The following is a 21,696-nucleotide window of genomic DNA, read 5'->3' on the forward strand; positions in this document are numbered from 1 at the left end:
GCTCGGATTTTCAGGTGAAGATTCGTGGTTTCCGGATCGAACTCGGCGAAATCGAATCGGCCCTCCTCGGATACCCCGGTATCGATCGCGCCGTCGTGAACACCAGCGGCGACCGGTTGGCCGGCTACGTGGTCCCCGCTGCGGGTTCGCTGCTGGACACGTCCGCGGTCCTGGCGCACGCCCGTGCGCGGTTGGCCCCGCACATGGTCCCCGCGACCGTGACGGTCCTCGACGCCGTGCCGGTCACCGCGAACGGGAAACTCGACCGCGCCGCCCTGCCGGAGCCGGACTTCACCGCGGCGCGCGCCGCGTACCGGGCACCGCGCAACGCGACCGAGGAGGTGGTGGCCGCCGCGTTCGCCGAGGGGCTCGGGCTGGACCGGGCCGGGCTCGACGACAACTACTTCACCCTCGGCGGTACGTCGCTCACCGCGACGAGCGTGATCGCCCGGATTGCCGAATCGTCTCCGCGCGCCGTGCCGGTGCAGTGGATCTTCACCCATCCGACGCCGGAAGCCCTGGCGCACATGATCGCCACGGCGCCGGAGGACTCCCGGGCGGAGGATGCCGCCGACCCGTCGCTCGACGTGCTGCTGCCGCTGCGAACCACCGGAACCGGCAACCCGGTGTTCTGCATCCATCCCGCGATCGGGTTGGCCTGGTGCTTCACCGGGCTGGTGCAGTACCTCGGTGACCGCCCGGTGTACGGGCTGCAATCCCCTGCGCTGACCGACCCCGACCTGCAGGTCGACTCCTTGGAGGATCTCGCCGCCCGATACGTCCAGCGGATCCGCTCGGTGCAGCCGCACGGCCCGTATCACCTGGTCGGCTACTCGGTCGGTGGTCAGATCGCCCATGAGATGGCGGTGCAGCTCACGGAGGGCGGCGACGAGGTGGCCACCCTCGCGATGCTCGACACACACCTGACAGGAGGATACGGTCTCACAACGGAAAAGCCCACCGTGGCTGCACTTCTGGCGGAGTTCGGCGCGGTGGTCCCGGGTGACGCGGATGCGGCGGCGACCACGGATCGCGCGGTGGAGGTGCTGCGCCGCACCGGCGGACTGTTCGCAGCCGTGACCGCGGACGACCTCGACGCCGTCCACCGGGTATTCACCCAGACGGTCGCCCTCGCCCTCGCGCACCGCCCGTCGACACCGATCGGCCTCGATCTGCTGTTCTTCGGTGCGGCGGACTCTGTGGATACCCCCACCGGCGTCTCCGCGTGGAGGCCCCACATCAGCGGTGAGATTATCGAACACGCCGTTCCCGTATCGCACCAGCAGATGACGAGTCCGGAAGCGCTCGCCGGCATCGGCCCCGTCCTCGCACAGCACGTGATGATCGCCGAGCGCCGGCTCGCCTTGTCCGGTAACTCCGCGAGATCGGAGGGAACGACGTGAAGTTCCCTCGGTCCAGGGTCGACGCTCCGAGCCGTGCCGGAGATCTGCCGGTTGGGTTCAGACGCTGTGCGTTTGGGCAACGGTGCTGATGACCTGGTCGGTATGGCCGTCGCCGAGTGGGTCGGGCCAAGTTGTCCAGGTGTCGGGGCCGAGTTCGATCTCGGCGGTGGTCAGCAGACACGCGTCGAGTTGGTGGCGCAGTGCGGCGGGGTCGATTCCCTGGCCGATGAAGACCAGCTCTTGCCGGCAGTCACCAACTGGCTCTTCCCACTTGTCGAGAATTCCCGCGCGGCGGTAGTCGTCCTCCGGCCAGTAGGTTTCGGGCAGGAACTTCCACCAGCGTCCGACGTAGCCGTGTCGGATCAGGTGGCCGGCCTGGGAGATGCTGCCGATTTCGGTGAATCGGCTTGCGTTCCAGTAATAGCCTTTGGCGCGGAGGAGACGACCGTTGGTCCATTCGCTGGTGAGGAACTGGTGCAGCCGTCCGGGGTGGAAGGGGGCGCGTTCACGGTAGACGACGGAACTGATTCCGTATTCCTCCGTCTCGGGGGTGTGTTCGCCCTGTAATTCTTGGAGCCAGCCGGGTGCCTGGGCGGCCTTCTCCAAGGAGAACAGCCCGGTGTGCAAGATGGTGTCGAGGGGGATCTGGCCGTGGGACATCGACTGTATGCGCGCAGTGGGGTTGAGTGAGCGCAGGACTGCGGTCAGTTCGGTCAGGTGCTCCGACGTGACGAGGTCGGCTTTGCTGACCAAAATGACATCCGCGAACTCGATCTGATCGACCAGCAGGTCGGAGATATCGCGTTCGTCGTCGGGTGCGTCGGTCTGGACGCGGCCGCCGGTCTGGTAGTCGTGAAGGAAGCTGTGGGCGTCGACGACGGTCACCATGGTGTCCAGGCGGGCGATATCTGCCAGAGCGTGTCCGTCGGTGTCGATGAAGGTGAACGTCTCGGCGACCGGTAGCGGCTCGGAGATGCCGGACGATTCGATCAGGAGGTAGTCGAATCGTCCATCGGCGGCCAGTGCACTGATTTCCGCGAGAAGGTCCTCGCGCAGAGTGCAGCAGATGCAGCCGTTGGTCATCTCGACGAGTTTCTCTTGTGAGCGGCTCAGTGAGATTTCCCGTTCGACTTCGGCGCTGTCGATGTTGATCTCGCTCATGTCGTTGACGATGACGGCCACCCGCCGGCCCTCCCGGTTTCGCAGGACCTGGTTGAGGAGGGTGGTTTTACCTGCACCCAGAAATCCTGACAGCACGGTGACAGGAAGTCGTGTGTCGGCCATTGTTCGGAGTCCTTCCGACGGTCGGGGAGATCGGCTATGGAGGGCGTGGGCGGGAACGCGAACCCGCCCACGCCGTTGGTGACAGTGCGGCAGCGGGTCAGGCTGCCGGTTCGAGGTACCCCTCGAACAGGTCGACTACGACGCTGCCGGCGTCGGTGTCGTCTCCGAACAGGTCCTCGGCCGCGAACGTGACGTGGTAGGTCGGTTCCTCCCCGGCGTCAGCGCGGCCGTGGCCGATGGCGTCGGGGAACGGCCATTTCTCGCCGGTGCGGTGGGTGACGGTCCCGACCCTGCCGCGGCAGTAGGCGGGCATCCGGATATGACCGGGAACGTACTCGTCGCGGACCCGGACACGCTGCCCGACCTCGAAGGTGGTGGTGTCGGCGCGGGCAGGACGTCCCTCCGACTCGGCGGGCCGGGACAGGGGGAACGGGCCCCCGGCGAGGACTTCGAGCTCGTCGTGGGTGAGGATTCCCTTCTCGACCATGAGGGTGGCAACGCCGATGACGTACCTCTCGTAATAGGGCGTCATCATGTAGTGGCGCGGTTCCATCCGTTCGACGACGTGGCGGACCTCGTCGACACTGAATGCCCCCAGATCCGCCGCTCCGAGGAAGAGCAGGCTGTAGGGCAGGTGTTCCCACTCGGCGTGGAAGGTGGGGCCGATGTCGGCGTCGACGGTGTGGGGCACCTTGCCGAATCCTTGAACACCGGCGAGATCGTGTACTCCATCCATGGGTCTATCTCCTTCGGTTCGGTGGTTCAGTTGGCCGGGACGTGCGGGACAGCGACCCCGATGAGGCAGTCCTTGGTCACGATCTGTTGCAGTTGCTCTCGGCTCCAGCCTTCGGTGCCGGCCGGCCGCTGGGGGAGCACGATGTAGCGGGTCTCGGCTGTGGTGTCGTACACGCGGATCTCGACATCCTCCGGGATGTCGGTGCCCATCTCCGACAGCACTTTTCGAGGTTCACGGACGACGCGGGCGCGGTACTCGAAGCTCTTGTACCAGGTCGGCGGCAGCCCGAGGATGGGCCACGCGGTGCACGAGCACAGGGAGCATACGATGACGTTCTTGAGGGTGGGGGTGTCTTCGAGCGCCACGATGTATTCGCCCTGCGGTCCCAGATAGCCGTACTGGTCCACGGCCGCGGTGCCGTCGGTGAGGAGCAGGTCGCGGAATTCCGGGTCGGTCCAGGCTCGCGCAACGAGTTCGGCGCCGCGTTTCGGGCTGAAGTCCTCCTCGAAGGTCTTCTTCCACCCTTCGGTGTAACCCTCCGGGACGAGACCCTTTCCGTCGAGCGCACGGAACAGGGCCCACGCGCGATCCGACGCCGGCGCTTGAGCTGGTGCCGCGTTGTCTGGTGTGTGTTCGATCGTTGCCGACATTGTTTCCACTTTCTGTAGGGGCTGATACTTGTGAAGTGGTGGTGTGAGTGGGCGGGTAGACGCGCCTTGTCTCAGGCGAGACTCAGACGTGCACTGGTGGCCTGTTGGCCGGTCGCCGTGGGGAAGGCGCCGCGGATCTGTTCGAACGCGTGGCCGGCGCGTAAGACCGTGGCGTCGTCGAATCGTTTCCCGATGATCATCATTCCGACGGGAAGGCCGTTCACCAGACCTGCCGGCACTGACAGGGCGGGGTGGCCGGTGACATCGAATGGGGCGGTGTTCGCGATCATTCCGAGGGCTTTGGTGACGTAGGTGACCCGGTCGACATCCTGCGCCGGTAGTTCGGAGGCAACGTAGGGCAGGGTCGGCATGACCAGGACGTCGTAGCTCTCCAGCGCCGCATCGTAGGCGGCGCGAGCGCGCGGTACCAGGTTGCGGGCCTTGCCGTAGCTCGATCCGCCCAACGCGGTGACACCGTGATGGCCGCACAAGGCGACGAGTTTGACGGTTTCGGACAGGGCATCAGCGTGCTGGATGCGGTGCTGCGCAAAGTACGCCATCAGTTCGGGGTCGTAGAGGCCGTCTGCGTTGAGGCCGTAGCCGTTGCCGTCGAGCATCTGATAGGCGCCGCCGTCGGTGGCGATCACGTTCCACACATGGAACGCGTGCAGATGCCACGGAACGCTCACCTCGTCGACCACGCCACCAGCCTCGGTGAAGCGGTGTGCAGCCGCACGGACCGCATCATCGACCTCCGGCTGTGAGATCGCGTGCCCGAACCCCTGGCTCACGACGCCGACCCGCAGGCCGTCGATCCCGGAGTCGAGGGTCGACAAGTAATCATCCACCACGAGGTTGTCCGGCTGGCGGGGATCGTGGCCGTCACGGCCGGCGATCACCGACAGAAGCAGGGCCGCGTCTTCGACCGTTCGGGTGATGGGCCCGAGATGATCGATCGTGCGCTCGATGGGGAAGGCACCGGTGTAGGGGACCAGCCCGAACGTGGGCTTGTGACCGACTACGCCACAGAATGCGGCCGGAATGCGGATCGACCCACCCTGGTCGCCGCCGATCGCGAGATCGACATCGCCGGCCGCGACGAGGGCGGCGCTGCCACCGGAGGATCCACCGGCCTCGCGGTCAGGGTCCCACGGGTTGCGCACCGGACCGGTGGCCGGGGTGAAGCTCGAACCGGAAAAGCACAGATCTTCACACACCGCCTTGCCCGCCACCGTGGCGCCGGCATCGAGCAGTCGGGTGACCACGGTTGCATCACGGGTGGGAACGAACCCCTCCAACGATCGCGATCCGTTCATCATGGGCACGCCGGCCACGGTCACGTTGTCCTTGATCGCCACCCGCCGGCCGGTCAGCGGCCCACCCGCCGCGGTCGAGATGCTCGTGGTTACATACCATGCGCCCAAGGGATTGTCGCTCGCATCAGGTGTCGCATGATCGCGGGAGGGTGCCGAGAAACTCTCGTCCGCATACAGGTCGTCGACTACGTCGTACGAACCGAGCGCGCCATCGACCAAGCCTGCGAACTCCTGCCGAGTCGCAGCGTCAAAATGTAGGCCGTAATGATCTGCGGCAGAACCGATTGCGTCGTCGTTCGGTCGGATGACTGTCATCAGGTGGTGCTCCTCACGTGCTTGACCGGTTGGGCGTCGCGCATCATGCCGGTCTGGGGGTGGCAGTTGATGTACTCGTACAGCTGGTCGCACGCGTCGAACACCGAGACCTCGTGATAGAGCCGAAGTTTTGACAGGCCGGCGGCGACGCGGAAGAAGGTGGTGAAGATTCGCAGATGGGTCGGATGGGATTCTGCCCAGCGCTCGAGTTTGTCGAGCGAACCCCAATGGCCGATGTTGTAGCTCAGATCGAGATAATTCCCATCCAGATCGATGTTGCGCACGAACCTGTTGCTGTAGCAGCCCACCGACTCGCCGTTGTCGCGAAGGAAATCCATGCCCTGCTGCAAGGTCGGGAGAATTTCCTCGAGATACAGGGCGAGCTCTTCGGATTCGGCATCCTTCCAATCCTGGCCGGACCGAATCAGCGCGATATTGTCGTGGCCCTGGACCACCACACGGCCACCCGCTGCAGGATCGCCGCTGATCATCCGCAGATCGCCCGAGGGCTGCATCCAGTCATTCTGGGAGATCGGGAAACGTTCGCGCATCGAACCCCAGTACCCGTGTTCGTTGATCTCGCCGCTGATCCCGTCCATGACAGCGCCGACACCGGGGAGGTGGTCCTGAAAGGCGTAGAGCGTTTCGAATTGCTCGGCCCGCGGGGCAACGATCTCGCGGAAGTAGCCAAGTCCCTCGGACAGTCGTTCATCCGATGCCCACCAGTCGGCCGCGGCTGAGCCTTGTATCCAACGCGTATGGGCAGCAACGTCTTTCCAGTATCCGACGACAATCAGATTCTCGTAGCCCTGATTGTCCACATGATGGGTCAGGTCGTGGTGCAACGGGCCGTCGTCGAGATCGAAGCCGGCCACGATGTCGCGCATGGCCGCAAGCGCGGCTGGGCGTTGCTGGTCGCCGCGGAACTGCACGCCGAGATACGCCATGACCACCTGCTGCAGGCGCTCGTCAGCGCGTCCCACCCACATCGGGAAAGGGGGTTGGTAGTCGTCGGGCACACGCCGAGTCAAGCTCCGCGGACATGTGAGATGGTCGCCGATTGCAGATTCCATGAAGACTCCTCATTTATGAGTTGGGGCTTGCCGAGAACGTTCGGCAACTCGGTTGGTGATCGAAACTACCGCGCTGTCCCGGTGTGGATTTGACTGCGAGCGACAGGTAGTTCGACGATCAGCGACACTCGGCGCCGATCCTGTGGTCACTGCCGGAGAGCTGTGGCGCCGAAGTCGTCGGCGTACACGCTGTCGTCGTGTGCACCCGCCAAGTGTGCGTGCAGCGCCAGTGACCGTCGATGGGCTCGTGTCGTCGCGATTCTGTTGACACCGTCCCTCAGGTCGGCCGGCCAACGGTAGGGGCGGATCAGCGTTCGGAGAAGTGCCATGACAGCGTCGAGCAGCAGGAGTGGCATGCTATGTCTCTCCGCGAAGAGCGATTACTCCGTGGGGGTCCACAGCGTGACGAACGGCGATGAATTCCATAGTTTGTCCTTCTGTCGACATCGACGATCCGCTAGCGGCCGGGACGAGGAATCGTCAATCGGTCCAGGAGGTCCCGTGAGCCATCCGGGTCTTTCCGGCGTACTCGAACGGTAGGGGCTTCCGGGGCGTGATGTTTGACGCTCAGCGACCACCCCCTTTGCACTCCGCGACATCGTCATCGCGGGGAGGAACCACTGGCGCCGGAATTCGCAGGGTTCGAGTGTTTCTTCCGCGTAAATAGGCGAGCGCGCGTTGACATGCGGTTTCCCCGCTCATAGCGTTGGGTTCACGCGAGGAGAGGAAGCTGTTCATGACGTCGTTGCCACCGCCTGATGGCGACCTCGTGCATGGGGACTGCTCGGATTGCCGGCCCGCGAACACACCAGTGCTGCAACCGTCACTGTCGCGCGCCGGGTCGACACCTCATCAGCGTCGCGAGGTGGTTCGGACCACCACGCTCGGCACCTGGATCGACACGATCCGCGACACCTTCGTCGCGCTGGATATCGATCCCGCCGAGCCCACGCACTTCACCGGCGCGGTCCATACCCGGCATTTCGCGCACCTGATGGCTGCCGACGTCACCGCGACATCGCAATCCTTCCGCCGAACGGCGAGGCTTGCCAACCGCCACCCACTCGATTTGATGCAGATCGGCATGGTTGTCGCGGGTGAGGGCCAGCTCATCCAGGACGGACGTACCTGCATTCTCGGCCCGGGTGATTTCGCCCTCTACGAGACCTCACGACCCTTTACCTGGAACCTGCATCCGGACTGGCACCTGCGAGTGTTCACCTGGCCGCGCGCCTCGGTGTCGCTCACCGAGAGCCAGTCACAGCAGTTGACAGCGCGGACCGTCAGCTCCACTTCCCCTGTGGGACAGTTACTGTCACCAATGTTGTCCAGGCTCCTCGTCGCCGACGGGGAGGTCTCCTCCGGAGGCGCGATCGGGCTCGCCGGCGGTTTGGCCGACCTGGCCATCACCGCGGCGCAGGAGGAATGTCAGCCCGACGATCCAGATGCCGCCATGCGGGAGTTGCACGCGAACATGGTGCAGTACATCGGACAGCACCTCGACGACCCGGACCTGTCCCCGTCCGGGATCGCTCAGGCCTTCTTCGTCTCCACCAGAACCGTCCACAGGGTGTTCGCGCGCTTCGACGCAACCGCTGCTGCCACGATTCGCGAACACCGACTCGAGGCCTGCCGCCAAGCGATGGTGGCCCCACGCAACATCCCCCGATCCCTGACCGACATCGCGGCCCAGTTCGGGTTCATCGATCTGTCCGTATTCAGCAGAGCATTCACGGCGACCTACGGCATCAGTCCGAGCCGCTACCGCGAACAGCACCGATGATCGAGGCCCGAGGGCCCATCCGCCGCCAGTAGGCGCCCGCCCGCGGACGGCGTCTTTACGCGGCGCGGCGTCGCGTTTCTCGGCGGTGTCGATTTCTACGTCGAGGCGATCTGGTCCCAGCCGCCGACGGATTCGGGGGTGCGGGGTGCGGGTCCGGTGTAGATGGCGGCGGGGCGGACGAGCTTGCCGAGACGCTTCTGCTCGAGGATGTGGGCGCACCAGCCGGCGGTGCGGCCGCAGGTGAACATCGCGGGCATCATGTGCGCGGGGACCTCGGCGAAGTCGAGGATGACCGCGGCCCAGAATTCGACGTTGGTTTCGATGGCCCGGTCGGGGCGGCTTTCACGCAGTTCGGCGAGGGCGGCCTGTTCGAGGGCGGCGGCGGCCTCGTAGCGGGGGCGTTCAGGGGTTGGGCGGTGGCGCGGAGCACCCGGGCGCGGGGGTCTTCGGCGCGGTAGACGCGGTGCCCGAAGCCCATCAGCTTTTCCTTGCGGTCGAGGATGCCCTTGACCAGGGCGCGGGCGTCGCCGGACTTCTCGGTGTCCTCGATCATCGGCAGGACGCGGGCGGGGCCGGGGTAGACCCTCGCGATAATGGACGAGTCCGGCGCCGTGCTTCCCCCGGGAGAGGTCGGCGAGGTCGTCGTTCGCGGCGCCAACGTGATGCACGGCTATCTGGGGCGTCCGGAGGAGACAGACCGGACCATCGTCGACGGCTGGCTCCACACGGGCGACGTCAGCCGACTCGACGAGGACGGGTACCTCACCCTCGTCGACCGCATCAAGGACATGATCATCCGCGGCGGCGAGAACATCTACCCCAAGGAGATCGAGAACGCACTCGCCACCCACGACGGAGTCCTCGAAGCGGCCGTCGTCGGAGCGCCCCACGAGTTGAAATAGCCGATGTCGGAATCTGTTTCGTTCCCCTTCGATTTGCCGTGTGATCCGTGACATTATTCGCGGGGAGGGTGGTCCGAAATATTCCGCCGGGCTCGAGTTCGCCTCGAGCTTTGTCCGCGGCGGACAGTGCGGACGGCTACGTGGCGGCGGGAACCCACTGTGGATCGCGGCCGGTGAGGCCGAGCAGTTGCTCGAGCAGTGGCGCGGAGTCAGGAACGGTCACCGGTCGCCCGAACAGTCCGGGCGTGCCGTGCGGGTTCTGGTCGGCCGATGACTTCGCGAACTCGTATGCGGCGCTGAGTAGTTCCGGTGCGCTGTGGAAGTTCTGATCGGTGGCGACGGCGAGGTCCCAACCGTGCACGACGATCTCGTCCACCGCGACCGCGCCCGCGACGTCGGCCGGTAGGTCGAGTCCACCTGCCTGGGTCATCCCGTGCCACGCCGCCTCCTCGCGCCAGGCGCCGGCGAGCGCGGCCAGACGCTGCGGGATCCGGGTGCGCCAGTCGGTGCCGAGGCGAGCGGCGTCGGCGGAGGGTGGTTGGCTTCCCCCGGCGGGCGGTGCCTTCGTCGCGGCGGCGGTGAACGCAAGCGACAGCCCGTCGATGTGGTCGAGGAGGTCACCGACGGTGAGCTCCGGGCACGGTGTCGGTGCTGTGAGTTGATCGTCGCGCACGGACTCGACGAGAGAGGCCATTACGTCGGTGGCGGGTTCGAGATCGAACATTCTCAGCACTCCTCGCGTCGGTCACTGTGCGGATCGGTGGTGGTTCCACGGTACGACGTGGTGCATCGATCGAGGTCGAAATCCAGGTCATCGGCCATGATGGGATCGAGCGAGCTCCCGGTGTCTGTCGCCAGGGCGTCCTACCGGGGTTTGGCTATCAGCACTTCCCCTTCGAGTCCGTCGGGGTCGCGGAAGAAGATGCTCTGGACGGCGCCGAAGTCGTTGACGGCTCCGTCGCTGGCCGCCTCATCGATCAGACGTTGCCGAATCGTGGCGAATGCTTCGTGTGAGGCGGCCTGCAGGCCGACATGATCGATGCGTCCCCGTCCCCACATGGGTGTTTGGCGCTCAGGTTCGGTGTTGCCTTCGATCACGAAGATGTTCAGTTCGGTGTGCGGGCCGATGCGGATGACGGTCATCGTTTCTCTGCCGTCGTCGCCGTGGGTGCGTGTGGGTCCGACGTCGGCGTCGAACACATCGGCGTAGAACCGGCCCAAGCGGGCGGCGTCCTTCGAGATCCAGGCGATGTGGTTGATACCGTCGAGCAGCACGCTGTTCTCCTGACGTTCGGGTTGCAACGGCTCGTGAGGCCTCGATCCTGCAGGATCGAAAGGCCTCACACATGGGCAGCCGCCCGGCTAATGAGTGCGAAGCTCGTCGATGAGCTCCTTCTTGTTCAGTTTCGAATAGCCCTGCAAACCCAGCTCTTTGGCACGTTTCTGGAGCTCGTCGACCGTCCAGTCCTCGTATGACTGCGACTTCCCGCCCGACTTTCCGACGTTCTCGCGCCCACGACTGGCCGCGGCATTGGAGATTCGTGCGGCCTTCTCCTTGGAATCGCCCTTCTCGCGGAGTTCCTCGTACATTTCCTGGTCTTTGAGTTGGGGTTGTGAATCCTTGCGTGCCATCTCGTGTTCCTCCCATCCGAAACATCGACGCTGCTGCATCTTCCGCCTACCCGTGCCACAAGCGAATCAAACAACACCTCGTGTGCAGTGCAGTCGCGCGCAGTTAATTTCGACTTGTTCGAGACCCTGGGATGAACACCCGAGCCGTCCGCAGAGACCAGCGACGCTTCGCGGACCTACATGACGATCGATCCACCGCCCGGAGACACACTCACCCTGGGCTTCGACGCCTACATTCAGCCTTCGAGTCAGCTCGGCCACTCGGGATCGGTCTCGGTGTCCTGGTGCCCTGATGGAGATCGTGATCCGTGCGGCGGTCCTGTCGTCATGGGCGACCTCGTTCAGCAGGGCGTGACGCAACAGGACTACTCCGTGACGTCCGCAGTCCTCGCGGTCGGAGTGTTCGCCCTGCTCACACTGGCCCTGGCATGGGCCAATGCGCGATTCCCCCGCGTGCGTGGGGTCACGCACGGTGTTCCCGTCATCATCGTTCGTGACGGGATACCCGACCTGCAGCGGCTACGCACCGAGCGAATGTCGCTGGACGACCTGATGGCGGATGCCCGGCATAAGGGCATCCGCCGGTTCGACGAAATCGAGCTTGCCGTGCTCGAGACCAACGGCCGCGTTTCGTTCTTCACCCGGGCGGGTGGCGCGGGCGAAGGTGCGCCGGAGCAACCGGTTATCGCGTGAGATGCGGTCGGAGTCGCTCCGGCCTGGCGTACCGCGACGGCGTCCCGAGCCCTTACTTCGTCGAGGTCAGTGACCTGAGAAAGAAGGCCAGGTTGGCGGGGCGTTCGGCGAGACGGCGCATGAAGTAGCCGTACCACTGCTCGCCGTAGGGCAGATAGACCCGCACGTGTTGCTGCTGCTCGACCAGACGCAACTGCTCGGTGTCCCGGATGCCGTGGAGCATCTGGACCTCGAACTCGTCGGTGGTGCGACCCGTGGCCTTCGCCTGCGCCAGTGCGGCCTCGACCATGGCCGGATCGTGGGAGGCGACCATCGGGTAGCCCTCACCGTTCATCAGGACCCGCAGACACTGCAGGTAAGCCTCGTCGACCGCGGGCTTACCTTGGTAGGCAACAGATGCGGGTTCCTTGTACGCGCCCTTGCACAACCGGATCCGCGATCCGGGCCCGGAGAGGTCCCGGCAATCCGCTTCGGTGCGCTTCAGGTAGGCCTGCAGCACGGTGCCGAGAGTGGGAAAGTCCTCGCGGAGCTCTCCCACGATCGACAGGGTCGAGTCGGTGGTGGTGTGGTCCTCGGCGTCGACCGTGACCCAGACGCCGGCTTCCTCGGCCGCGGTACAGATCTTGTGGGCGTTCTCGAGTGCCACGTTGTGACCGTCCCGGGGAAGGCACTGTCCGAGCGCGGACAGCTTCAGGGAGACCTCGATGCTGCGCGGCCGACCGCCGGAGTCAGTGGCCGGGGCACGGTGCGCCAGCGACGACAACAGCGTCAGGTAATGCGACACGGTGCCGGAGGCCTGCCCGAGATCGGTGGTGTCCTCGCCGAGGTAGTCGATGCTGACGTAGCGGCCGGAGCCGAGGACATCGGTGGTCGCGGCCACCGCCTGATCCTCGGTCTCGCCGGCGACGAACCGGTCGACGAGGCCCTTGGTCACCGGAATGCGACTGACCGTGCGTTCCATCCGCGGCGAGCGGGCTGCGGCGAGCAGGGCGGGCCGGAGCAGATCGGCGGCCGCCATCAGATGTCCTCGGTGGAGTCGGCGCCCTGGTGGGGGTAGTGGTGGTCGGTGGCCGGGACGAACGTTTCCTTGATGGTGCGGGCGGAGGCCCAGCGCAGGAGGTTCTGCGGGGAGGCGGCCTTGTCGTTGGTGCCCGACGCCCGGGCGCCTCCGAAGGGCTGTTGTCCGACGACGGCGCCGGTGGGCTTGTCGTTGATGTAGAAGTTGCCGGCGGCGAATCGTAAGTCGTCGGTGGCCTTGGCGATCGCGGTGCGGTCGTCGGCGATGATCGAGCCGGTCAGCGCGTAGGCGGACCCCTTGTCGACCAGGTCGAGGATGTTCTCGAACGATCCGGCGGCGGAGTCGTCGTAGACGTGGACGGACAGGATCGGTCCGAAGTACTCGGTGCGGAAGGCCTCGTCGGTGGGGTCGTCACCGAGCAGGACGGTGGGGTCGACGAAGTAGCCGATGCTGTCGTCGACGTGGCCGCCGGCGGCGATGGTCAGGCTGGGGGTGGCCTTGGCGCGGGCGATGGCGTCGGCGTTGCGGTCGAAGGCTCGCTGGTCGATGACGGCGCCACCAAAGTTCGAGAAGTCGGTGACATCCCCGTATTTCAGGGTCGACGCCTTCTCGATGAAGTCGTTGCCCATCTTCGCCCACACCGACTTCGGGACGAACGCGCGGGAGGCCGCGGAGCATTTCTGTCCCTGGTAGTCGAACGCGCCGCGCAGCAGGGCGGTGGTGAGGGTGTCGGGGTTGGCGGAGCTGTGGGCGAGGACGAAGTCCTTGCCGCCGGTTTCGCCGACCAGGCGTGGGTAGCTGTTGTAGTTCGAGATGTTGTCGCCGACCTGGCGCCACAGGTGCTGGAAGGTGGCGGTGGACCCGGTGAAGTGGATCCCGGCCAGGCGGGGGTCGGCGAGAACGATGTCGGAGACCTCGGCGCCGGGGCCGTTGACGAGGTTGATCACCCCGGGCGGCAGACCGGCGGCCTCGAGCAGTTTCATCGTCCAGTACGCGGCCACGGCCTGGGTCTGCGAGGGCTTCCACACCACGGTGTTGCCCATCAGGGCGGGTGCGGTGGGCAGGTTGCCGGCGATGGCGGTGAAGTTGAACGGGGTGATGGCGTAGACGAAGCCCTCGAGGGAGCGGTATTCGAGCTTGTTCCACACGCCGGGGGAGGAGATCGGCTGGTCGGCGAGGATCTGCCGGGCGAACTGGACGTTGAAGCGCCAGAAGTCGATCAGTTCGCACGGGGTGTCGATCTCGGCCTGGTACGCGGTCTTGGACTGGCCGAGCATGGTTGCGGCGGCGAGGGTTTCACGCCACGGTCCGGACAGCAGGTCGGCCGCACGGAGGAACACTGCGGCGCGGTCCTCGAAGGACAGTGCCCGCCAGGCCGGGGCAGCGGCGGTCGCGGCTGCAACGGCGTCCTGGATGTCCTGGGCGCCGGCATTGGTGAAGGTGCCCAGGACCGCGGCATGCCGGTGCGGCTGGACGACGTCGATCGCGGGGCCGTTGCCGCGCCGGTGCGCACCGCCGATGACGTTGTGGATCTCGGTGGGGTTGGACCCCAGCTCGGCCAGTTTCGCCTGCAGTCGGGCACGCTCGGGGCTACCCGGGGCGAAGGAGCCCACCGGCTCGTTGATCGGCTGGGGCGTGGTGGTGACGGCGTCCATGGAACCTCCTACGGGGGTGTGGCGGCGAAGGAACCGCCGCTCGAACTAGGTGTAGTCAACACCAGAACAGAGCCGAGATATTGAGCCAACAGGACAAGAAATGCTGATGAAGGTTGTACTGTTGGCTAAACCTGTTCTCACCCTCCGAGCGGAGCGATGTCGGTGCCTTCCGGAAATCGAAGTCCTGCCACGGCAGCCGCGGCGCCCGATCCTTCTGCCGAAACCATCACGCTGCGTGAGCTTCTCCGTGCTCTCGACACCGCGGTCGTCGAGCTGATCGACGCTCCCGCGGGTGACGACGTCGCCGTTGCATCGGTGGCGCTCGTCGACAGCTCCGATCTGACGGTCGAAACCGAATCGCAATCTCCGATGCAGGACTTGTATCTCCATGTGGGGGTTGCGGACGCCGACGCCGTGCGCTGGTTCGACGACGTCTCCGGGCGGGCGCGACGGCACCGGCCGCATGCGGTGATGTCGAAGACGGCGCACGAATCGAGCGCAGTGCAGGCGGCGGCGCACCGTGCCGGCGTCGCCCTCGTGGCGGTGCACCCGAAGGCGCGATGGGATCACGTGTTCCCGCTGGTCCAGCGCATGCTCGACCGGTCTCGCCGCGGGCGTGGGGCACCTGCGGACCCGGATCTGCTCGCCACGGACACTGACCTGTTCGGCCTCGCGCAGATCGTCGCCCAGAACGCCGGGGGGATGGTCTCGATCGAGGACGCCCAGTCGAAGGTGCTCGCATACTCTGCCTCCGACGAAGCGGCGGACGAACTGCGCGCCTTGTCGATCCTCGGCCGTGAGGGCCCACGCGATTACCTGCGGACACTGCAGAAGTGGGGAGTGTTCGACCGGCTCCGGGAAAGCGACGAGGTCATCGACGTGCCCGCGCACGAAGAACTCGCCACCAAGCGGCGCCTGGTGGTCAGCATCCGCCAGTCCACCGAGGACACCTCGACCGCACCGCGGCTTCTCGGTTCGATCTGGGTGCAACAGGGCGACGCACCGTTCAATCCGGATGCGGTGGACGTGTTGCGCGGCGCTTCGGCGATCGCAGCCCGGATCATCTCCCGAAGTCTCAACGCCCCCTCCACCGAGGGGTTGCTGGTCCAACGGTTGTTCGGTGCGCGTGGTGGGGGCGTCGATGTTCCCTCCGTGGCCAGCGCCCTGAACTTGCCGATGAGCGGCGCGGCCGCTGTCGTGGGCTTCGCGCCGACCGGATCGGAGAGCTCGACGGCCACCGGCGAGTTCGCCGGAATGGGCAGCATGCTCCGCCTGCACGCGAGCTCGTTCAGCCGCCATTCGGTCGCCACCGTGATCGGTGATCGCGCCTACGTGCTCCTTCCTCGCTACAAGTCCGCTGCGGGGGTCACCGCGTGGACGCGGCAGCTCGTCGACCAGTTCGAGGCCAAGCGGTCGATCGTGCTGCGGGCCGCGATCGCCGTTCCGGTTCCCGACCTCGCGCAGGTGGCCGCGGCGCGGGTCGAGGTCGACCGGGTTCTCGACGGCACTGCCGCCACGTTCCCGGAGGGACGGGTGACCACGCTCGCCGAATCCCGCACCGCGGTGCTGCTCGGGGAGATCCTCGACCTGGTCGGCGAGCACCCGGAACTGCACGATCCGCGCGTCGATGCGCTGTACGAGTACGACCGCAAGCATGGTTCCAACCTGTGCGAGAGCGCCGAGACCTACCTCGCGGAGCACGGGGACGTTCGTAATGCCGCCGCCGCACTGAGCGTGCATCCCAACACGCTGCGGTACCGGATCCGCCGAGTGGAAGAGATCATCGGGATCGGTCTGCAGGACGCCGCCGACCGGCTGCTGTTCGAACTGCAACTTGCCGTGCACCGGCGCGCGACACCGGAGAAGCCGCCGCAGGGTTGACGCGTTGGTCAGGAGATGACGGCAGACCAGATCTCGTCGACGGAGAGTCCGGAGTCGTCGCTGAGAACAGCTTGGGCGACAAGGAGTTTCCCGGTGTTGACCAGATGAACGCGCATGGCGGCTTCCGCTCCGTCGGGGTCCCCGGCGATGATGGCATCGATGATGGGCGCATGCTCGTCGTCGATGTCGGTGAGTGTTCTGGTCTTGTCGGCGGTATTGGCCCCGAGCAGCCGGGTGGTCTCGCGAAGGGTCTTGACGATCGCGCGGGCTCGGGCGTTGTCGGCGGCGTCGAGAATCAGGTCGTGAAGCCCGAGATCATGATGGGCGAACTCGTGTTCGTCGCCGCCGGCGGCGGCGTCCTGCATCAGGCGTCGTTGCCGCTGCAGTGCATCCGAGAGCATGGGGTCGGCCGCGGCTGCGGCCTTGCGGACCGCGGGTAGTTCGAGGGCCAACCGGACTGCGAAGATCTCCGCGATCTCCTTCGGCTGGGGGAGGAGAATGCGGAAGCCCTGGCGTGCTTCGAACTTGATGACTCCCACTTCTTCCAGGCGCAGTAAAGCGTCCCGCACCGGGGTTCGGGAGATGCCCAGACCCTCGGCGAGTTGGTAGACCGAGTACTTCACTCCCGGTTTCATGCGGCCGTCGTCGATGGCCGCCCGCACCGCCGCGATCGCCTGCTCCATCCGTCGTCCCGCGAACGGGGTGAGCGGTTCGAGTTCGAGCGCTTCGTCTGCCACCCGATCACTGTAACAACACGGGGCTGTTCGTAGCATGCTAGAGGTTGTAGCATGCTACGAATGATCTCCGCTGAATCACTGGCCGCTGAGCTGCGCAGTTCGGGAGTGAGCGACGTTCTCTCCGACGGCACCACCCGCGCTGCCTATTCGTCCGATGCGTCCCTGTACCGGGTGCGACCGCTGGTCGTCGCGCGGCCGCGCCATGCCGACGAGGTGGCGGCCGCCCTCGCGGTGTGCCGCCGAGAGGGCGTGCCGCTGACCTCTCGCGGTGGCGGCACCTCCGTTGCAGGTAACGCTGTCGGGACCGGACTGATTCTCGACTTCAGCCGGCACATGAACCGGGTGCTGTCGATCGACAGGGACGCACAGACCGCCACCGTCGAGCCGGGCACGATTCAGACGGTGCTGCAGCAGGCCGTCGCACCGCAGGGCCTACGATTCGGGCCCGACCCATCGACGTTCACTCGATGCACCATCGGCGGCATGATCGGAAACAATGCCTGCGGTTCGCGCACGCTCGGATACGGCCGGACCTCGGACAACGTGAAGGGCTTGCACGTTCTGACCGGGACCGGGGAGTCGTTGCAACTGGGTTCGGCCGGTGAGGTGACGGCCTCCCCGGCGCTGAGTGCACTACAGCAGGTCACCCGCGCCGGTTTGGCGACCATCCGCACCGAGCTCGGGCAATTCGGCCGTCAGGTGTCCGGATACGCCCTGGAACACCTGTTGCCGGAAAATCGGTTCGACGTGACCCGCATGCTGGTCGGCACGGAGGGCACCCTCGCGGTGGCAACCCGCGCGACGGTCCGCTTGGTGTCCGAGCCCGCCCACCGCGTCCTGGTCGTGCTGGGGTACGCCGACATCGCGTCGGCGGGTGACGCGACCCCGCTGGTGCTGAAGTTCGATCCGACCGCCTGCGAGGGTATCGATTCCCGGATCGTCGACGTGGTGCGCGAGCGCCGCGGTCCGGATGCGGTTCCGCCGTTGCCTGCGGGGGCGGCCTGGTTGTTCGTCGAGGTCGTCGGCGACGACCTCGACGAGACGATCGCCAGGGCCCAGCAGGTCGGACGGGACTGCGGAGCCGTGGACAGCCTCGTCGTCACCGACGAGGGCCGCACGGCCCAGCTGTGGCGGATTCGCGCCGATGGCGCCGGACTCGCCGGCCGCAGTCCTGCCGGCCTTCCCGCACACGCAGGATGGGAGGACGCGGCCGTGCCACCGGCCATGCTGGGCAACTATCTCCGCGACTTCGACGCCCTGATGGACGAATTCGACGTTACCGGCCTGCCGTACGGGCACTTCGGTGACGGATGCATGCACGTGCGCATCGATTGGCCGCTCGACAAGCCCGGCGGGGACCGCATCTTTCGGGACTTCCTGGTCGCGGCGAGCACACTCGTCGCCGGCTACGGCGGATCCCTGTCCGGTGAGCACGGGGACGGCCGCGCCCGCAGCGAACTATTGCCGCTGATGTACTCACCCGACGCGATGAAACTCTTTGCTGCCGTCAAGCACGTCTTCGACCCGGACAACATCCTCAATCCCGGAGTCGTGGTCGACCCCCGCCCGGTCGACGCGGACCTGCGCATTCCCGCAGCCCCACTCCTGCGCCGCAACCTGGCCCTGGCCTATCACCACGACGACGGAGATTTCACCCAGGCGGTGCACCGCTGCACCGGCGTCGGAAAATGCCGGGCCGACAACACCGCCACCGGGGGAGTGATGTGCCCGTCGTATCAGGCGACCCGGGAGGAGAAGGACTCCACCCGCGGCCGCGCGCGCGTGTTGCAGGAGATGATCAACGGCACCGACATCGACGGTGGCTGGCGATCGCCCGAGGTTCACGACGCCCTCGACCTGTGTCTGTCCTGTAAGGGGTGCTCCTCGGACTGCCCTACCGGTGTCGACATGGCCGCGTTCAAATCCGAAGTGCTGCACCAGAGCTACAAGGGCCGCATCCGCCCCGCCTCGCACTACTCGCTGGGATGGCTTCCGCGTTGGGCGAAGATCGCCAGCCACGCGCCCGGTCTGGTCAACGCCACGATGCGCGTTCCCGGCATCGGACCGCTGGCGTTGTCGTCGGCCGGAGTGGACAAGCGCCGCACCATTCCACCGTTCGCGAAGCAGACGTTCCGGTCCTGGTTCAAGGCCACCGAAAACGACCGTGCCACGACCGGTGACCCGGTGCTGCTGTTCGTGGACTCGTTCACCAACTACTTCACCCCCGAGGTCGGGCACGCCACGGTGCAGGTGCTCGAAGCCGCCGGCTACCGGCCGCAATTGACCGACAAGCAGCAGTGCTGCGGACTCACCTGGATCTCCACCGGGCAGCTCACCGCGGCGAAGAAGATCCTCGGCCGCACCGTGGACGCACTGTCCGGTAGCGCCGCGGCCGGAATTCCGATCGTCGGAATGGAGCCGTCCTGCACGGGTGTGCTGCGCTCGGACGCCGCGGAACTGCTCGGTAGGTCGGCGGCCGAACCGGTCGCCGACGCAACCCGTACCCTCGCGGAACTGTTGACGGACCGCGGGTGGGAACCGCCGTCTCTCGAAGGCAAGTCCGTTGTCGCGCAGCCGCACTGCCACCATCATTCGGTGATGGGGTGGAGTCCGGACGCGCAGCTTCTCGAGAAGGCCGGTGCACAGGTTCAGCGGCTGGGCGGATGCTGCGGGTTGGCCGGCAACTTCGGGGTGGAGAAGGGGCATTACGAGGTGTCGGTGGCGGTCGCCGAGCAGCAACTCCTACCCGCCGTGGCCGGGGCGGACGCGGACACCACGATCCTGGCTGACGGCTACTCCTGCCGGACGCAGTTGGCGGATCTGACCGATCGTCGCGGTGACCACTTGGCGCAATTGCTCGCCGCGCAGCTCGACGCCGGTGCTGCGCGCCGACGGGACTGACCCTCGGGGGTGCACACACAAGGGTGGCGGCGGGTGAGACCGTGTATCTGGTCTCACCCGCCGCCACCCGGGGTGTTACTTCGAGGCGGGCCTGGTGACCGGCCCGGGAGCGGGAGCGGAAATGTTGTTCGCGAGCGGGCTCTGCGGGTTGATGCGCCGGCGAAGCCGGTAGGCGATCAACGTCGCGATGAGGGCTCCGACGCTCAGGGAGATCTGCGAGCGGGACGATTCGACGTAGAACATCGACACCAGCACGGCGAGGATGCCGCCGGCAGCGAGGATCGACAGGTAGGGGAACAGCCACATCTTCAGGCGGAGTTGGGCGACCTCTTCTCGGGTCATCAGGCCACGCAGTTTGATCTGCGACATCGCGATCATGAGGTAGACCATCAGGATGGTGGCGCCGGAGGCGTTGAGGAGGAAGGCGAAGACGGTGTCGGGGGAGAGGTAGTCGAGGCCGATGCAGGCGAAGCCGACGAGGGTTGCAAGGAGCAGCGAGTTGCGGGGGACGCCGTGCTTGTCCAGCTTTGCGATGCTCTGTGGCGCATCGCCTTTGTGCGCGAGGGTGAAGAGCATCCGCGAGGAGGTGTAGAGGCCGGAGTTCAGGCAGGAGAGTACGGCGACGAGCACCACAGCGTTCATGATGTCAGGTCCGCCGGGGATGCCCATGTGGGTGAGGGCGTCGACGAACGGCGACTGGCCGACCTTGACGTCGGTCCAGGGCACGATGATGGCGAGCAGCAGCACGGAGCCGATGTAGAAGAACCCGATGCGGGCGATCACGGAATTGGTGGCCTTGGCGACGGCCTTCTCCGGTTCGGCGGATTCGGCGGCGGCGATGGTGGCGATTTCGGGGCCGACCATGGAGAAGACGGCGACTACGACGCCCGAGAGGATGACGGTCCAGCCGTTGGGGGTGAAGCCGCCGTGATCGGTGAGGTTGGAGAAATCGGCGGAATGGCTGGGCCACAGCCCGAAGACGTAGGCGGCACCGAGGGCGAGGAACAGCAGGATCGCGGCGACCTTGATGCCTGCGAACCAGTATTCGAACTCGCCGAAGTTGCGGACCGAGCGGAGGTTCGTGGCGACCATGGCCAACAGCAGGACGACCGCCATCACCCAGGAGGGCAGGTCGATCCAGCGTTGCAGCAGTTTGCCGCCGATGACGGCTTCGGCGCCGACCGCGACGACCCAGAAGAACCAGTACAGCCAGCCGGTGGTGAAGCCGGCCCACCCCCCGAAGGCCTTGCGGGCATAGCCGGCGAACGATCCGGTCGACGGGTTGGTGGTGGCCATTTCGCCGAGCATGCGCATCACGAGGACGATGACGACACCGGTGATGGCGTAGGACACGAATGCTGCGGGGCCGGAGGTGTGCAGCAGGGCGCTCGAACCTACGAAGAGCCCGGCGCCGATGACACCTCCGATCGCGATCATGGTGAGGTGTCGTTGTTTCAGAGACTTCTGCAACGTCTCGGGCGGTTGTTCGAGAGTGGACATCAAACGCTCCAAAGGTCGAGTCGGACACGAGATCGAAAGCGCGAGCTGTGCCCCGGTGGTCGCAGGCGTGATCGGACGCCGCGATACCGTGACGGGTCGGGGACGGAAATGCCGTCCTGGGCCCGGCGAGATGGCGAACTTCCGTTCGTGTGTGATCAACCTAACGGCCCACCACGTAGCATGCTAGGGACATGTGCCAGAACTTTCCGCCCCGTCA

Annotated in this window: 18 protein-coding genes and 2 pseudogenes; 6 read left to right on the plus strand and 14 right to left on the minus strand. The window is 66.1% G+C overall.

What is annotated here, in order from left to right; genetic code table 11:
• The coding region (locus tag QM841_RS24260; protein WP_283333951.1) for a thioesterase domain-containing protein at positions 1 to 1,403 on the plus strand (1,403 nt) is incomplete at its 5' end.
• Between the two features lie 57 nt (positions 1,404 to 1,460).
• Here the strand turns inward: QM841_RS24260 and zigA are convergent.
• The 6 genes from zigA to QM841_RS24290 all read right to left on the minus strand — a co-directional run bounded on the left by zigA (position 1,461) and on the right by QM841_RS24290 (position 7,133).
• Positions 1,461 to 2,687 carry a zinc metallochaperone GTPase ZigA gene (gene zigA / locus QM841_RS24265; protein WP_283333952.1) on the minus strand — a complete coding sequence of 409 codons (1,227 nt, stop codon included), beginning with the start codon at positions 2,685 to 2,687 and terminating at the stop codon, positions 1,461 to 1,463.
• 97 nt (positions 2,688 to 2,784) lie between these two features.
• Positions 2,785 to 3,423, minus strand: a complete 639-nt coding sequence (nthB, locus tag QM841_RS24270) for a nitrile hydratase subunit beta (protein WP_283333954.1) — start codon at positions 3,421 to 3,423, stop codon at positions 2,785 to 2,787.
• A gap of 26 nt (positions 3,424 to 3,449) precedes the next feature.
• Entirely contained in the window at positions 3,450 to 4,073 is a 624-nt protein-coding gene (gene nthA / locus QM841_RS24275; RefSeq protein WP_283333956.1) for a nitrile hydratase subunit alpha, read from the minus strand.
• Positions 4,074 to 4,144: 71 nt separating this feature from the next.
• Positions 4,145 to 5,704, minus strand: a complete 1,560-nt coding sequence (locus QM841_RS24280; RefSeq protein WP_283333958.1) for an amidase — start codon at positions 5,702 to 5,704, stop codon at positions 4,145 to 4,147.
• A complete protein-coding gene (gene oxdA / locus QM841_RS24285) occupies positions 5,704 to 6,777 on the minus strand; it encodes an aliphatic aldoxime dehydratase (protein ID WP_283333960.1) in 1,074 nt (357 codons plus the stop codon). Before oxdA ends, QM841_RS24280 begins: the two co-directional genes overlap by 1 nt.
• A gap of 146 nt (positions 6,778 to 6,923) precedes the next feature.
• Positions 6,924 to 7,133 carry a hypothetical protein gene (locus tag QM841_RS24290; protein ID WP_283333962.1) on the minus strand — a complete coding sequence of 70 codons (210 nt, stop codon included), beginning with the start codon at positions 7,131 to 7,133 and terminating at the stop codon, positions 6,924 to 6,926.
• Between the two features lie 380 nt (positions 7,134 to 7,513).
• On the opposite strand from QM841_RS24290, the gene QM841_RS24295 reads away from it, so the two are divergent.
• Positions 7,514 to 8,560: a helix-turn-helix domain-containing protein gene (locus tag QM841_RS24295; RefSeq protein WP_348539673.1), complete on the plus strand. Its 1,047-nt coding sequence runs from the start codon at positions 7,514 to 7,516 to the stop codon at positions 8,558 to 8,560.
• A gap of 95 nt (positions 8,561 to 8,655) precedes the next feature.
• Here the strand turns inward: QM841_RS24295 and QM841_RS24300 are convergent.
• Positions 8,656 to 9,131: pseudogene (locus QM841_RS24300) on the minus strand (citrate/2-methylcitrate synthase); the annotation flags it as partial.
• A gap of 10 nt (positions 9,132 to 9,141) precedes the next feature.
• Between QM841_RS24300 and QM841_RS24305 the strand changes: the two are divergent.
• A pseudogene (locus QM841_RS24305) lies at positions 9,142 to 9,456 on the plus strand (class I adenylate-forming enzyme family protein); the annotation flags it as partial.
• Positions 9,457 to 9,598: 142 nt separating this feature from the next.
• Here QM841_RS24305 and QM841_RS24310 read toward each other — a convergent pair.
• The 3 genes from QM841_RS24310 to QM841_RS24320 form a co-directional block, all read right to left on the minus strand.
• Positions 9,599 to 10,186: a TIGR03086 family metal-binding protein gene (locus tag QM841_RS24310; protein ID WP_283333964.1), complete on the minus strand. Its 588-nt coding sequence runs from the start codon at positions 10,184 to 10,186 to the stop codon at positions 9,599 to 9,601.
• A 140-nt stretch (positions 10,187 to 10,326) separates the two neighbouring features.
• Entirely contained in the window at positions 10,327 to 10,737 is a 411-nt protein-coding gene (locus tag QM841_RS24315) for a VOC family protein (protein WP_280784312.1), read from the minus strand.
• A gap of 87 nt (positions 10,738 to 10,824) precedes the next feature.
• Complete coding sequence (locus tag QM841_RS24320; protein ID WP_283333967.1) at positions 10,825 to 11,094, minus strand: DUF7218 family protein; 270 nt, start codon at positions 11,092 to 11,094, stop codon at positions 10,825 to 10,827.
• A gap of 180 nt (positions 11,095 to 11,274) precedes the next feature.
• Between QM841_RS24320 and QM841_RS24325 the strand changes: the two genes are divergently transcribed.
• Complete coding sequence (locus QM841_RS24325; protein WP_283333969.1) at positions 11,275 to 11,787, plus strand: DUF421 domain-containing protein; 513 nt, start codon at positions 11,275 to 11,277, stop codon at positions 11,785 to 11,787.
• 52 nt (positions 11,788 to 11,839) lie between these two features.
• Here QM841_RS24325 and QM841_RS24330 read toward each other — a convergent pair whose 3' ends face one another.
• Positions 11,840 to 12,805 carry a proline dehydrogenase family protein gene (locus QM841_RS24330; RefSeq protein WP_283333971.1) on the minus strand — a complete coding sequence of 322 codons (966 nt, stop codon included), beginning with the start codon at positions 12,803 to 12,805 and terminating at the stop codon, positions 11,840 to 11,842.
• Positions 12,805 to 14,460, minus strand: coding sequence for an L-glutamate gamma-semialdehyde dehydrogenase (gene pruA / locus QM841_RS24335; RefSeq protein WP_283333973.1), 1,656 nt, complete (start codon positions 14,458 to 14,460; stop codon positions 12,805 to 12,807). Before pruA ends, QM841_RS24330 begins: the two co-directional genes overlap by 1 nt.
• A 156-nt stretch (positions 14,461 to 14,616) precedes the next feature.
• Between pruA and QM841_RS24340 the strand changes: the two genes are divergently transcribed.
• On the plus strand, positions 14,617 to 16,341 hold the full coding sequence (locus QM841_RS24340; RefSeq protein WP_283333975.1) for a PucR family transcriptional regulator: 1,725 nt from the start codon (positions 14,617 to 14,619) through the stop codon (positions 16,339 to 16,341).
• An 8-nt stretch (positions 16,342 to 16,349) separates the two neighbouring features.
• Here the strand turns inward: QM841_RS24340 and QM841_RS24345 are convergent, their stop codons facing one another.
• The gene (locus QM841_RS24345; protein ID WP_283333976.1) at positions 16,350 to 17,078 is read right to left on the minus strand and encodes a GntR family transcriptional regulator; all 729 of its coding nucleotides are present in this window, start codon (positions 17,076 to 17,078) and stop codon (positions 16,350 to 16,352) included.
• Positions 17,079 to 17,129: 51 nt separating this feature from the next.
• On the opposite strand from QM841_RS24345, the gene QM841_RS24350 reads away from it, so the two are divergent.
• The gene (locus QM841_RS24350; protein WP_283333978.1) at positions 17,130 to 19,979 is read left to right on the plus strand and encodes an FAD-binding and (Fe-S)-binding domain-containing protein; all 2,850 of its coding nucleotides are present in this window, start codon (positions 17,130 to 17,132) and stop codon (positions 19,977 to 19,979) included.
• Between the two features lie 75 nt (positions 19,980 to 20,054).
• On the opposite strand, the gene QM841_RS24355 is transcribed toward QM841_RS24350, so the two are convergent.
• A complete protein-coding gene (locus QM841_RS24355; protein ID WP_283333980.1) occupies positions 20,055 to 21,479 on the minus strand; it encodes an amino acid permease in 1,425 nt (474 codons plus the stop codon).
• Positions 21,480 to 21,696: the final 217 nt, after the last annotated feature.

It is taken from the genome of Rhodococcus sp. IEGM 1307 (assembly GCF_030056915.1).
GTDB lineage: Bacteria > Actinomycetota > Actinomycetes > Mycobacteriales > Mycobacteriaceae > Rhodococcus_F > Rhodococcus_F opacus_D.

Excerpts from the sequence above, each read along its gene's own strand:
- zigA (WP_283333952.1), bottom strand. The coding sequence starts at position 2,687 with ATGGCCGACACACGACTTCCTGTCACCGTGCTGTCAGGATTTCTGGGT.
- nthB (WP_283333954.1), bottom strand. The coding sequence starts at position 3,423 with ATGGATGGAGTACACGATCTCGCCGGTGTTCAAGGATTCGGCAAGGTG.
- nthA (WP_283333956.1), bottom strand. The coding sequence starts at position 4,073 with ATGTCGGCAACGATCGAACACACACCAGACAACGCGGCACCAGCTCAA.
- QM841_RS24280 (WP_283333958.1), bottom strand. The coding sequence starts at position 5,704 with ATGACAGTCATCCGACCGAACGACGACGCAATCGGTTCTGCCGCAGAT.
- oxdA (WP_283333960.1), bottom strand. The coding sequence starts at position 6,777 with ATGGAATCTGCAATCGGCGACCATCTCACATGTCCGCGGAGCTTGACT.
- QM841_RS24290 (WP_283333962.1), bottom strand. The coding sequence starts at position 7,133 with ATGCCACTCCTGCTGCTCGACGCTGTCATGGCACTTCTCCGAACGCTG.
- QM841_RS24295 (WP_348539673.1), top strand. The coding sequence starts at position 7,514 with ATGACGTCGTTGCCACCGCCTGATGGCGACCTCGTGCATGGGGACTGC.
- QM841_RS24310 (WP_283333964.1), bottom strand. The coding sequence starts at position 10,186 with ATGTTCGATCTCGAACCCGCCACCGACGTAATGGCCTCTCTCGTCGAG.
- QM841_RS24320 (WP_283333967.1), bottom strand. The coding sequence starts at position 11,094 with ATGGCACGCAAGGATTCACAACCCCAACTCAAAGACCAGGAAATGTAC.
- QM841_RS24325 (WP_283333969.1), top strand. The coding sequence starts at position 11,275 with ATGACGATCGATCCACCGCCCGGAGACACACTCACCCTGGGCTTCGAC.
- QM841_RS24330 (WP_283333971.1), bottom strand. The coding sequence starts at position 12,805 with ATGGCGGCCGCCGATCTGCTCCGGCCCGCCCTGCTCGCCGCAGCCCGC.
- pruA (WP_283333973.1), bottom strand. The coding sequence starts at position 14,460 with ATGGACGCCGTCACCACCACGCCCCAGCCGATCAACGAGCCGGTGGGC.
- QM841_RS24340 (WP_283333975.1), top strand. The coding sequence starts at position 14,617 with ATGTCGGTGCCTTCCGGAAATCGAAGTCCTGCCACGGCAGCCGCGGCG.
- QM841_RS24350 (WP_283333978.1), top strand. The coding sequence starts at position 17,130 with ATGCTACGAATGATCTCCGCTGAATCACTGGCCGCTGAGCTGCGCAGT.
- QM841_RS24355 (WP_283333980.1), bottom strand. The coding sequence starts at position 21,479 with ATGTCCACTCTCGAACAACCGCCCGAGACGTTGCAGAAGTCTCTGAAA.